The 12,289-nt window shown below is 70.1% G+C and carries 9 protein-coding genes and 1 pseudogene; 3 read left to right on the top strand and 7 right to left on the bottom strand.

Going from position 1 to position 12,289, the window contains the following annotated elements; genetic code table 11:
* Positions 1-1,211 precede the first annotated feature (1,211 nt).
* On the top strand, positions 1,212-1,457 hold the full coding sequence (locus tag AC07CM_RS45685) for a DUF5133 domain-containing protein (RefSeq protein WP_478882482.1): 246 nt from the start codon (positions 1,212-1,214) through the stop codon (positions 1,455-1,457).
* 147 nt (positions 1,458-1,604) lie between these two features.
* Here the strand turns inward: AC07CM_RS45685 and AC07CM_RS45680 are convergent, their stop codons facing one another.
* The 3 genes from AC07CM_RS45680 to AC07CM_RS45670 form a co-directional block, all read right to left on the bottom strand.
* Complete coding sequence (locus AC07CM_RS45680) at positions 1,605-1,934, bottom strand: ANTAR domain-containing protein (RefSeq protein WP_478882481.1); 330 nt, start codon at positions 1,932-1,934, stop codon at positions 1,605-1,607.
* Between the two features lie 492 nt (positions 1,935-2,426).
* Entirely contained in the window at positions 2,427-3,188 is a 762-nt protein-coding gene (locus AC07CM_RS45675; RefSeq protein WP_478882480.1) for an alpha/beta hydrolase, read from the bottom strand.
* Between the two features lie 199 nt (positions 3,189-3,387).
* Complete coding sequence (locus AC07CM_RS45670) at positions 3,388-4,257, bottom strand: class I SAM-dependent methyltransferase (RefSeq protein ID WP_478882479.1); 870 nt, start codon at positions 4,255-4,257, stop codon at positions 3,388-3,390.
* A gap of 140 nt (positions 4,258-4,397) precedes the next feature.
* Here AC07CM_RS45670 and AC07CM_RS45665 point away from each other — a divergent pair, with 140 nt between their 5' ends.
* A complete protein-coding gene (locus tag AC07CM_RS45665) occupies positions 4,398-4,979 on the top strand; it encodes a TetR/AcrR family transcriptional regulator (RefSeq protein ID WP_478882478.1) in 582 nt (193 codons plus the stop codon).
* 215 nt (positions 4,980-5,194) lie between these two features.
* On the opposite strand, the gene AC07CM_RS45660 is transcribed toward AC07CM_RS45665, so the two are convergent.
* The gene (locus AC07CM_RS45660) at positions 5,195-8,209 is read right to left on the bottom strand and encodes a WD40 repeat domain-containing protein (RefSeq protein ID WP_478882477.1); all 3,015 of its coding nucleotides are present in this window, start codon (positions 8,207-8,209) and stop codon (positions 5,195-5,197) included.
* Positions 8,210-8,316: 107 nt separating this feature from the next.
* On the opposite strand from AC07CM_RS45660, the gene AC07CM_RS45655 reads away from it, so the two are divergent.
* On the top strand, positions 8,317-8,451 hold the full coding sequence (locus tag AC07CM_RS45655) for a hypothetical protein (RefSeq protein WP_478882483.1): 135 nt from the start codon (positions 8,317-8,319) through the stop codon (positions 8,449-8,451).
* A 15-nt stretch (positions 8,452-8,466) separates the two neighbouring features.
* On the opposite strand, the pseudogene AC07CM_RS45650 reads toward AC07CM_RS45655, so the two are convergent.
* The 3 genes and pseudogenes from AC07CM_RS45650 to AC07CM_RS45640 form a co-directional block, all read right to left on the bottom strand.
* Positions 8,467-8,679 (bottom strand): annotated as a pseudogene (locus tag AC07CM_RS45650) (IS630 family transposase); the annotation flags it as partial.
* Between the two features lie 105 nt (positions 8,680-8,784).
* The gene (locus AC07CM_RS45645; protein WP_478882476.1) at positions 8,785-10,428 is read right to left on the bottom strand and encodes a M4 family metallopeptidase; all 1,644 of its coding nucleotides are present in this window, start codon (positions 10,426-10,428) and stop codon (positions 8,785-8,787) included.
* A 1,013-nt stretch (positions 10,429-11,441) separates the two neighbouring features.
* Positions 11,442-11,984: a hypothetical protein gene (locus tag AC07CM_RS45640; protein ID WP_478882475.1), complete on the bottom strand. Its 543-nt coding sequence runs from the start codon at positions 11,982-11,984 to the stop codon at positions 11,442-11,444.
* Between the last annotated feature and the right edge of the window lie 305 nt (positions 11,985-12,289).

Raw genomic sequence — 12,289 nt, 5'->3', positions numbered from 1 at the left:
CGCGGCGGCCGCTGCACCGGTGGTGGCCAGGCCGGTCAGGGCGAGGTTGCGCAGGCGGGCAAGGCGGGAAGCAGCGGTGATCGCAGTCATGGGGGTCTCTCCTGTCGGACGTCTTTGAGGCGCCGGCCGGCATCGGTCGCGGCCTGTCGGGCGTCGGGGCGAGGCCCCGGTGCTGCGCGGCAAGAGAGGTCGGTCCCGGCGTGGTGCGCCCGGTCCGTCCCGCTGCTTGCGGCAACGAGAAACATGGTTAGCGCCCGCCGAAACCCCACGCAAGAATGTGACGTACTACCCAACAACGTAGAAATGTGCAAATTCGGTCATTCAGCAGCTTTACCGCAGGCTTGTCTCCTGTCAGGTCCTACGACCTCCCTTAGGACGTGACCTGGCTCCTATGGGGCTCATCACGGCTTCAGCCAAGAATCCGGGCTCCCGACCCGACCCTTCCCATCCCCGAGCAGGATCGACCGCAACCCCGAAAAGTTACGGTTCGCGACGAATCATCACCGAGTGCGATGCTCACAGGCGATCGGTCCAGCCCTCTCTTGGGTGAGTGCGGGACGCTGATGCGGGCTCGGGGCGTCCGGAGGCGATAGTGGCGGGCTCCTGCCCGGCTTCTGTGAGAGGGATGTCCCGGCGATGGCCGACGACGCCTTGCTGTTCATCGCTCCCTGAGCGTCACTCGATTCTTGGAGCGGCCCCGCGAGCGCGGTCGGCGAGCTGGAGTGCACCGAGAACCCTGCGGTGCTGGGCCGGCTCCACGCCCACGGCATCCCCGGTTCCCCAGAGCGCGTTCGCCAGTCCGCCGGCGACTCGTCCCCTGGCGCCCTCGCGGCGTGGGCGCCTTCTCGTAGGGTCCGGCCGGTCATCCGGGGTCGGTGCAGCCGAACAGGCCGGCGTGTGCCGGCGGCAGCACTCCCCCACAGCGGCGCGCCCCCTGCACCGCGTTGACGGCACACGCCGCCAATCCGCAAGAACAGACGCCTGCATGAGTTCCGGCGCGGCGAAGTGAGCGGTGTCGTCCGCGGAGTGGAGTAAGAGGGGTGCCGTAAGAGGAGTGCCGTGGGAGGAGTGCATGCGGTGATCCAGCGGGGGCACAAGGTCCACCGGAGCACGTACCTGCTCCGTTCAACTGTGGTGCCGCCTTGCAGGTGTGCGCTCGGCGGAGGTTGCGGGCCCGGTGTGCCGGTCCGCTGCACGAGAGGGTTGTCGCTGTGTTGCTGCCGGCGGAGAAAGAACTGCGCGCAGTGCTGGCCCGCTTCGCCGAGGCCCGCTTCCGTCATGGCCTGCATCCCACCGGCCACTCCAGCCGGGAACTGGAGGACACCTCCGCCCGGCTGTGCGCCATGACCGGCACCGAGTCGGTGAACGAGGCCCTCGCTGCCGCCGACATGCTCCTGGACCGCCTGCGAGCGGACGGCTGCGCAGCATCGAAGACGACCCGCGTCCTGGCTGCCTGACCCGAGCGGGCGTTCCCAGGAACTGATCGCTTCACGCGGTGCCCGTCGCCGGACCAGGGCCGCTGAGCCGGACGCGCGCGGGGTCGTCTGCCCGTAGCGGAGGACTGACGCGGACCGGCTTCCCGCCCTTGTACTGTGCGGGCGGGTTCAGGCTTGTTCCAGGGCCCGCTGCAGCTCGTCGACCACCCGGATGGGCGTACCGGTGCCCTGAACCAGTCCCAGCACGTGTTCGGCAACGCGGTGCACGTCCAGGCCGAGGGCGCGCGAGACGTCCCGCAGCACCACTGCCGCCTTCTCGACCGGCAACTGTCCGAGAACGGCCAGGGCGCCCTCGGCCATGGAGATCCTGGAGTGCGCCGCCACCTCGAGGTGAAGCTGCTCGAGCTCCGCGCGCAGCAGCACACTGCCGTCTCCGTGCGGGTGCTCCGCGGAGGTGAGCGGTTCTTCCGTGTCGCGCTCGGGCCGGTCGAGCCGCATGTGATCACCTCAGGGGTAGCAGGGAGCGAAAACCGGCTACCCCCGCGTCGGCGCCTCAAAGCCGCTCATGCGACGCTACGCATCCTTCCGCTGAACCGGCAGGGATACGCCGCCGCAGACCCCGCCCCGGGCCGCCCGCCCCGAGCGGTTTCGTGAGCACTGTTGCGAGGCCAGGAGAGCCCGTAGGGCGCGCGGGAAAGCCCCGGCCGGTGTGCCGGCTGGGGCTTTCCCGTATCGGGTGTGATCGTGAAGGGCGGTCGCCTACGCGGCGGAAGGCTCTGCAGGGCTTCAGCCGAACGATCGTCCCTGCAGGCGATGGTTGAGGCCCGGGGACACTGTCCCCTTCACCGTCACGGCTGGTTCAACCACACCGGAGAGGCCGGCATTCCCGCAGCCCGGGCACCGCCGGTCACCAGCCGGCTCGCCGCCTGGCCCACCGACGATCACCGGCGACCGCAGTCGCCTCCGCGCCGGCGGCTTGGACCAGCCGGATCACGATCGACGGCTGAGGTGCTGCGCACTGATTCCAGCGGCACGGGCCAGTACTCCGGCGGTCCTCGACCCCGCCTCAACGGCATGGCCGGCGGTGCTGGGCATGCAACGGTCGTCCTCGGGCACGAACTCGGTCATGATGACGCCTGCGTGATCGGTCGCGACCTCGTGGAGCGACACCGGCCAGCTCTGTTCCTCGAGAGCCGCGTGCAACTCGCGTGAACGCTCGACGTCCACCACTGGATCGGCAGTGCCGTGCACCAGCCACACCGGCACAGGCGGCACCAGGCCGCCGCCCAGGCGGAGGTCGTCGACGGGGACGGTGCCGGTGGTCGGTGCCACCGATCCGTACGCACCCGCGATGCCCACGACGGCTTGCGGCCTCCAGTTGCCGAATGCGGCAGGATTGACGGCGACCCCCACCGCGGCCTTGCCGCCCAGCGACCAACCGGCGAGCACGATCCGCTCGGGGTCCCCGCCGAAGTCGACCACGTTCTGCCGTACGAAGTCGGCCGACTCCCTCAGGTGTGTTCGCCCACCGTCCGCAGCGTCGGGTCGCCAGTCCGGCAACAGGACGATGACACCGAGTTCCGCAGCGGCGCGGGCGACCGGCGCGAGGACGTCTCGTTCGTCCGGGCCCCGGCCATGCCAGAGCAGCACCGCGGGCACAGGCTCCGAAGCGCCCGCGGGCTGATACACGTCCATGAGTTTGCCGCCGGCCCCGTACCTGAGCCCCGTCCTGACGACGACCTCTGCGGCCACCACGACACCCCCGACTCGTACACCACGAACACAGTCACCCTACCCACGCGAGTCGGCCGGCCTGACCCCACGTCAACCGGCTGAGGTGACCGCCGTGTCAGGTACGGAAGCGGTGGCCCAACCAGGCCAAACGCTGCCAAGCCGAGAAGAACTCGAGGCTTCGCCGCCACCAGCGCAGCAACGATCTACGACTGGCGTACTACTGGGGCCTGCCAGACGAGTCGGCCGGGCGGTCTGCCACGACCAGCCACGCCGTACTGCGCAGCCGGACCGTGCCGTCCGCCGCCTCGTGGTCGCGCAGATGATCGGTCAGGGTGCGCCGGGCCAGGGCCCGTGCGGTCGCGTCGACCTGCTCCGTCAGGTGACGACCGGGGCCCGTACCCAGCAGGAACTCCGCCGCGTCCTCGGCTCCGTGTCCCCATGCTCCGTAGGCCTGCGACCGGTTGATGGCTATGCCGGTGAATCCAGCCGCGGTGAGGACGTCGCGGATGCGGTCCGGGGCGGCCAGGGAGAACATGCCGGGCAGCCCCGGCTGCCCGAAGTCGCCGACCGGCAGGAAGTCGCGCAGCGCCGCCATCGCCAGCACCCAGTCGTTGAGCGTGGCATCGGCCGGGCAGACGAATGCCAGCCGACCGCCGGTTCGCAGCGCCCGGCCGACGTTGCCGAATGCCGCAACGGGGTCGGCGAAGAACATCACCCCGTAGCGGCTGATCGCCGCATCGAACGCGCCCGCCTCGAAAGGGTGTGCCTGCGCGTCGCCTTGTGTGAAAGAGGCGTTGGTGATGCCCTCCCGCTCTGCTCGGGCCCGCGCCTCCACCAGCATCGGGCCCGAGAGGTCAAGGCCCAGCGCCCGCCCTCGAGGTGCCCGGACCGCGGCCAGGCGCGTGGTCTGCCCGGAGCCACAGCCGAGGTCGAGGGTCCAGTGATCCTCGGCGATTCCGGCGGCGTCGAGGAGCGACTCGTTGAAACCGTCGTTCACGGCGTTCCAGCGGTCCTGGTTGCGGGCCCAATGGGCACCTTCCGGGCCGTTCCACGCCTGGGCCTGTTCAGTGTTGACGATGTCTGGCACGGGTGCCTCCTGTGACGGACGCCGAGGTATGGGCATAGGCCCATACAGTATGGGCGCATGCCCATATCGGCAATCCCCCGGTACCATCCAGGGCGTGGCGCCCCTTCGAGGGCGGCGGAAGCGGAACGGAAGAGGGGCCCATGTCACCGCGCGGAGTGGCGACGCCGAACGTGCGCGAGCGGCTTTTCTCGGCCGCCGAGCGCGTCGTGGAAAGGGATGGGCCCGGCGCGCTCACCAGCCGGTCCGTCACGACCGAGGCGGGCTGCGCCAAGGGGCTGTTGCATGCGCACTTCGCGGGGTTCGACGAGTTCGTGGCCGAGCTCTGCCTCGACCGGTTCGCGCGGACGGCGGCGAAGGCACAGGCACTGTCGGGACTCGCCGGACAGGGCACGGTGGCGCGGAACCTCGAAGCTGTCGCCCTCGCGCTGTTCGACTCCGGCGGTCCCGCCATCGCGGGCCTGGCCATGACTCGCCCCACCGCCGCACTGCGCATCCGCAAGGCCCTGGAAGGAGGGGCGCCCGGGTTCGCCGCGGTTCAGGAGGCCATCACCGGCTATCTGAAGGACGAACGGGAACTCGGCCGGGTGGCTGGGACTGTCGACCCGCGCACGGTGGCCCTCGCCGTCGTCGGCACGGCCCACCACCTCCTGATGACCGGCTGGCCGGGCGCACCCGACCCACGGCCCGCCATGAAGCGCCTGGTGGCCGCGCTGGTGGGCTAGTCACCCCACCCCGCGCCGACCGGAACGAGCAGCACGCTCACAGTCCCGGAGGCCCATCGGACAAGTCCTGGGTTCGACAAACGCTCAGTGCTCGCGGAGCCAGAGGATCAGTGTGGCGAGGAGCCGGCCGGCGAGGTGGCGGGCAGCCGGCTTTTCAAGGGCCTTTGACCTTGCCGACGCCCAGCGCCGGGAGGATGTGTTCTCGCGGGTCGCGTTCAGGGCCCGGGGCACACGGGCGCGGTCGTACGGTCCGGCAGGTACGCCGCCCGTTCCTCCGAGGTCAGGTCCCGGTTCACGGCCTGGCAGATTTTCCGGATCGCCTCGGCGGGGCGCGGCAGGACAACGTCCCTCAGCCGCGCGGTGCGGTCGTCATCCGCGGAAGCCAAGGTGTGTCCATCCGGGCTGAATGCCACCGCTTGGACCGCAGCGAGCTCGGTCAACGTGGCGCGGGCCTTGCGGGTGGAGACGTCCCACAGCACCGCTGTGGAGTCGAGGCTGCCACTGGCGAGGGTGCGGCCGTCGCGGCTGAACGCCAGCGTGGTCACCGGCCCGGTGTGCCTGGTCAGCGTGGCGAGGCTCTTGCCATTGGCCACGTTCCACAGGCGCACCGTGGTGTCGTTGCTGCCGGTGGCCAACGTCCGCCCGTCCGGGCTGAACGCCACTGCGAACACCGGTCCGCTGTGCCCCCGGAAAACGGTGCCGGGGGCACCGCTGGCAGCGTCGTACAGCTGCCCGGAGTTGCCCGTGTTGCCGACGGCCAGAACCTTTCCGTCGGGACTGAAGGCCGCCGAGGTTGCCGGACTCTCCTCGTACAGGGGGGTGCGGATCTCCCTCCCGGTCCTCACATCCCACTGGTGCAGGATGCTGCCGCCTGCGGTGGCGACGATCCGCCCGTCGGGACTGAACGCCACCTGCTCGACCGAGCGCGTATGGCCACGCAAGGTCGCCCGGATCCTGCGCGTGCGGACGTCCCACAGAGCCCCTGTGGTATCGAAACTGCCGGTAGCGAGGGTGCGGCCCTCAGGGCTGAACGCAACCGCTCGTACCGCGTCGCTGCCCCTCAGGCGAGCCAGGGACCTTCTGGTGGCCACATCCCACAGACGCACGGTGTGGTCGAGGCTGCCGGTGGCCAGGGTGCGGCCGTCGGGGCTGAACGCCACGGACCAGACCTTGTCGGTGTGGCCGATCAGCGTCGCTTGGTTCGCGCCCACGCGCCACAGCCGTACGGTGGCGTCACTGCCGGTGGCGAGGGTACGGCCGTCGGGGCTGAACGCCACCGACCAGACTGTGTCGGTGTGGCCGGGCAGGACTGCGAGGACCGTGTCGGTGGTCGCGTCGCGCAGCACTGCCATGCCGTTCTGGGTGCCGGTGGCGAGCGTGCGGCCGTCAGGGCTGAACGCCACCGATGTCGTGATGTTGTCGTAGGCGAGGAGCTTCCTGCGGGGCTCGCCCGTTGCGACATTCCACAGAGCCACACCTGTGTCCGCATCGCTCGATGCCGCGAGGGTACTCCCGTCGGGACTGAATGCCACGGAGTCCACGGCGCCGGTCTGCCCGAGCGGGCCGCGGACGAGCTCGCCGGTGTCCGGGTCCCAAAGGCGCGCGGAACCGTCGGCACTGCCGGTCGCGACGAAGCGGCCGTCCCGGCTGAACGCCGCAGACATCACGCTGTCGGAGTGTCCCTTCAACGTGGCCCGGACCTTGCGACTCGCAAGGTCCCACAGGTTCACGGAGTTGTCGCCGCCGCTACTGGCGAGTGTGCGACCGTCGGGGCTGAATGCCACGAACCATACGATGTCGGTGTGGCCGCTCATGGTGGCCCGGGGTTCGCCGGTGGCCGCGTCCCACAGGCGTACGGTCCCGTCGAAACCGCCGGTGGCCACGGTGCCGCTGTCGGGGCTGAAGGCCACGGACTCCACGGTGCCGGTGTGGCCGTTCATGGTGGCCCGGGGCTTGCCCGTGGCCGCGTCCCAGAGGCGCCCGGTCCCGTCGGCACTGGCGCTGGCGAGGGTCCGGCCGTCGGGGCTGTACGTCACCGCCTGCACCGACTTGCGGTGGCCGGGCAGGCTGCGCCGCAGCGGAATCGCCGCGGCGTTTTGCAGGCTGTGGGTCGCTTCGGGCGTGGGGCTGGTGCGGTAGGCCTGCACGGCGAGCAGCGAGGCCAGGGTGGGGTTCGTCGGGAAGAGGATGTCGGACTGGCCGGCGAGTTGGCGGGACAGGGCTTCTTTCCGCTGCACCTCGGCGGTCCGCCACTGCCAGAGGGCGCCTCCCGTGGCGAGGAGGGCGACGACGAGCAGACCGGCAAGGATGGCGTTGAGCTGCCGGCTGCGTCGGATGGCGGCCTGCTGGCGCCGCTTGCCTGCCGTGAGGAACTCGGTGATATCGGTCGGCAGACGGCGCCGTTGGGACCATTCGAGTCCTTCTGCCAGAGCCGTTCCGGTGAACAGGTCCTCCTCATTTCTCCCGTCGGCCCAACGGGTCCGCTGCTCCCGGGCGCGCACGAACCATTCCTGGAAACGGCGGTCCTGGGCCACCCACTCGCGCAAGGTGCCCCAGTCCCGGATCAGCGCGTCGTGGATCAGCTCTGCCACCGGCTCGGCCGAAGGCGCGTCCGGTGTGCGGGTGATGATGATGCGGTGTCGCGTCAGGGTGGCGAGGACCGCGTCGACGGCAGGGTCGACGGCACCCCCGTCGTCCGGCCCGCCGCCGGGGGCGACCGCCAGCTCGCGCAAGTCCCGCAGGGGGACCTGCGCACGCATGGCGGGGATGTTGTGGCGGGTATCGGCGGGGCGCACGAGCGAGGTCAAGATGCGCTGGGCGATGGGCCGGTGGCCCGGCGGAAGCCGGTCGAGAGTGGTGTCGCACCAGGTGGTCAGGCTCCCGGTCACTCTGCCGCCGCGCCGGTAGGCGTCGTGGGTGAGACAGCCGTCGCTGCGCTGCCGCCACAGCTCGCTGAGTGTCAGTTCCAGCAGGGGCAGCACGGTGACCGGGGCCCTGCGGTTCGCCGTCCCCTCCGGGTCGGTCGCCAGGACGTCGGTGATGATCCGCTCGGGCAGCCCGCTCTCGAAGCGGGCGCCCACGCTGTGCGCGGGCCGCGTGATGATGGCGTACAGATCGTCCCGGCTCAGCGTGCCCGGCACGTTGAGGAGGCCCGGCATCGCCGCCGCCAGCAGCTTGGGGGCGGCCGCGGCGAGCTGGGGGTAGAAGTCGTCGCGCATGACCAGGATCACGCGCAGGGCGGCGTGCGAGGTGACCGCGGCGGCGAGCCGGTCGGCGGCCAGGGCGCGCTCCGGCGTCGACCGCCGACCTTGCCATCGGGTACCTCACCGGGACACCGGTGCGCGCGACCGTTGAGGAGCGCGGCGACGAGCCGGCTGTCCGGGCAACCGTGATCGAGGAGATGACGGCCCGTCTGGGCCCAGGGCCGGTCACCGCCCCGATGACGGCGTACGTCTTTCGCGCCGCGGCCTGAGCAGAACGCATGCGGTCTGGGCCCGCGGTTGGGTTCCCTGCGCCTTCCGTCGCGTTCGGCCCACCGTCGGCCGGGGTGCGGCTGGAGGTTGAGCGGCCCGAACTCGTCCAGACAGAAAACGACTTCGGGCTCGCCATCCTCTGTTATGATCTGCCGTCGGCGATCGCGTCGAGGTGCTCGACCCCAGCCTTCTTCGTGGCGTAGTGGGGGGGCGCGGGAGGTCTTCCAGATCGCCGGTACGGGTGCCGCTCTGGGCCCAGGCACTGTGCGGGCGTGTGCCGGGGGCGGCAGCAGGGTTGGCTCCCTGGCGCCGCCCCCGGGGTGGTGCGGGTGTCAGCTGACGTTGACCGCGGTCCAGGCCGCGGCGACCGTCTTCGCTTCGGTGCTGTCCGCGCCGTACAGGTCCGATGCCGCCTTCAGGGTGCCTTCGCGGGCCGCCTTGTAGTTGGTCGTCGACGTGAAGTACGTGGTCAGCGCCTTGTACCAGATCTGCAGCGCCTTGTCGCGGCCGATGCCGGTGACCTTGGAGCCGTCCTGGGTGGGCGAGTCGTAGCTGACGCCGTTGATCGTCTTCGCTCCGCTGCCCTCGGCGAGGAGGTAGAAGAAGTGGTTGGCGACGCCGGAGGAGTAGTGCACGTCCTTGTTGCCCACGTCGGCGGACCAGTTGTCGGCGGAGCCGCCGTCCTTGCTGGGCTTGTCCATGTAGCGCAGCGGGGTGCCGTCGCCGTTGATGTCGATCTTCTCGCCGATGAGGTAGTCGCCGACGTCGGTGGAGTTGTTGGCGTAGAACTCCACGCCGGTGCCGAAGATGTCGGACGTGGCCTCGTTCAGGCCGCCGGACTCGCCGGAGTACTCCAGGCCCGCGGTGTTGGAGGTGACGCCGTGGCTCATCTCGTGGCCGGCGACGTCCAGCGAGGTCAGGGGGTCGGCGTCCTTGGCACCGTCGCCGTAGGTCATGCAGAAGCAGCTGTCGTCCCAGAAGGCGTTCACGTAGGCGCTGCCGTAGTGGACGCGGGAGTAGGCGCCGACGCCGTCGTTCTTGATGCCGCTGCGGTTGAAGGTCTTCTTGTAGAAGTCCCAGGTCTCCTGGGCGCCGTAGGCGGCATCGGCGGCGGCGGTGGCCGCGTTCGAGACCTTCCCGTCGCCCCAGTTGTCGTTGTCCTGGGAGAACAGGGTGCCGGTGCCGGAGGAGCCGTGGTCGAGATTGTAGGTCTTGTGACCGCCGCGCGTGCCGTCGGTGAGGGTGTACGACGATCCGGACTGGGTGCTCGCCAGGTCGACCTTGCCGCTGTACTTGGTGTTGCCGACGCCGGTCTCGATGCCCTGGTACTCGAAGAGCTTCTTGCCGGTGGCGGCGTCGGTGACGACGTGCAGCTGGTTGGGGGTGCCGTCGTCCTGCAGACCGCCGACGACCGTCTCGTAGGCGAGCACGGGCTTGCCGGAGCCGGCCCAGATCACCTTGCGCGCGCCGTCCGCGGAGGACTTGGCCGAGCCCAGGGTCTTGGCGGCGCCGACAGCCTGCTTCTCCGCATGGGCGGCGGTGATCTGCGGCTTGAGCGAGGCCACCTTGACGGCCGACTTGGTCGCTCTGGTGACGCCCTCGGTCTTCCCCGACTTGGCGGTGTGGACGATCAGGTCGCCGCCGAGCACCGGCAGGCCGGCGTAGGTGCGCTCGTAGCGGGTGTGCACGGTGCCGTCGACGTCCTTCACGACGTCCTTGACGACCAGCTTCTCCTTGGCGCCGAGACCTATTCGCTGCGCGGTGGTGGCGGCGTCGGCCTGTGCCTTCTGGATCAGCGTGGTGCGGGCGGCGGCCGACAGCGCGGTCGGGGCCGTGAGCGGCTTCACGGACGTGGATTCGGCCGGCATCTGGGCGGAGGCACTGGTGGTCAGACCAGTGGAAAGCAGGGCTCCCGCCGCCACCGCGGTGGCGATGGCCAAAGTGGTGCGCTTGTGACGCACGTTGAGGAGGCTCACGAAAAAGGGCTCCTTGTTGTGGGGGGAACGCCGCCCGGCCGGTGTGGGGCCGGTCAGAGCGGCTCTGGGATGGGTCGTGTTCGTACAGCGGGTGAACAGAGACTGACACTTATGACGCGTACATGTCACTACCCTCTGGATGATGTTGGTCGAGAATCGGCCGACCACCGGCAGCGCGAAAAACGGCACGCCGATTTCGCCGCGCGCGTCGGCGCGGCCGGCAGTGGTCGGCCCTGCGTGACCGGGCATCACCGCCCTGCTCGACACGTGCGGCACCAGCGGTGCCGCACCACACGCACGGTGAGCACCTCAGTGGGCCAGGACCCACCGCACCGCATCATCGGCTCGTTTGCGCCGGTGCTCGGCACACCAGGCCGACGCCTGTGGCGCGCTTCTGCGGTTGCCGACGGGCGACGGTCGCGGAGGGGTCAGCTGGTGCAGGTGTCCACCATGCAGGTGCGCCGGAAGGCATGGTTGGCCCTCGGCTTCCAGTCGCCCGGCCCGCTGTCGGACTTCCACGTGTCCGAGGGCTCCGAAGCGATCAGCGACTGGGGGGCCTTGGGGTCAAGGCCGGAGGCGATGGTGGCCGTCCATCGAGTGCGGGGCGGCCACGGTGGACGCGGCCGGCTCCTGCGGTCGACGACGGCGGACGTGGGTCGGACAGGGGGGACCCGAGCCCGTACCGATCAGGAGTAACGCGGATGCAGGCATGCCGAGGACGGCGTGGCGCATGAAGTCTCCAAAACGTGTGGGGGGTTGGAGATGCGCTCACGAGAAAACCGCAGCCGTTGCATCATCCGCTATGCGCGTCGATCGAATACGACAACTCCCCCACGCGACCTTCACTTGGCGGTCATCGCAGCCGCACGCACCGGCCGGGCGCACACCTCAAGTACTCCTCTTCCATTTGGGGGTTCGGCGGTCGGAGGCGCGCTGGGGCCCGGGTGCCGGCGACAGCACCCGGGCCTCTGTTCAACGACGGACGTGCCGGGGCGGACAGTCCTACGGTGTGGTCAGGACGTGAGGTGGTCGCGGTCCCCCATGACCACGACGGGATGCTGCACCGGGTCCAGGGTCTGCAGGAGCGTCTTCATCCCGGACTCGGGAACGGTGACGCATGCCGAGGTGCCGTCACCGTGGTCCATGTGCAGCCAGATTCCGCCGCCCTGTTCCACGCCGTCCGGGCGGCTCCAGTCGAACGGCGGAGCGTCCTTGAGCCGGTTGTAGTCGATGGCGATGACGTAGTCGAAGTCGTGCGCGTGGGCCGGTTCCGGGTTGAGCATGGAGGCGTAGGCGTTGTCGTCGCGCCAGTACCTCAGCCGGCTTCCGGGGTCGGCGAGCGTGCCTCCCGCGTCGGTCAGGGTGAACACGCCGACGGGACTGTGCTCGTCATCGATGTGATGGTCCGTTGTCCAGCCCGACCTGCCGTTGTGCGCGGGCCAGCTTTGCGTCTGATGCCAGGTCGAGCCCTGCTTCTGATACAGGACGACGAGGCTGTCGGGTGAGTTGCGGCCTTCGCCGTAGACGACCACGGCCTGGCCGGTGTCGGCCGGCACCTGACTCCACATCCGGTCTCCGACGCCCGGAAGACGCGTGCCCACAGCCTGGCCGGGGCGGGCGGAGGCCGCGCCGGGTGCACCTCCGGAGACCTTCCGGTCGCCCCCATGACCGCACGCCGTGGCACCAGCCAGCAGGACGCCACAGGCAACGGTGGTGGATATGGCATGGCGCGCACCGCCGCGCCGCGTCGGCCGAGGACAGGACGGGGTCACCGTGAACATCCGCATGGTCAAGATCTTGCGGCGCGGCGGATGCCAGGCGCATCCGGACGCGGCATCCGGCCCAACTGCTCCTCAACGTC

Source organism: Streptomyces sp. NPDC044061 (genome assembly GCF_056434305.1).
The sequence above is the reverse complement of the archived record's forward strand: the minus strand, read 5'-3'. Positions and strand labels throughout refer to the sequence as shown.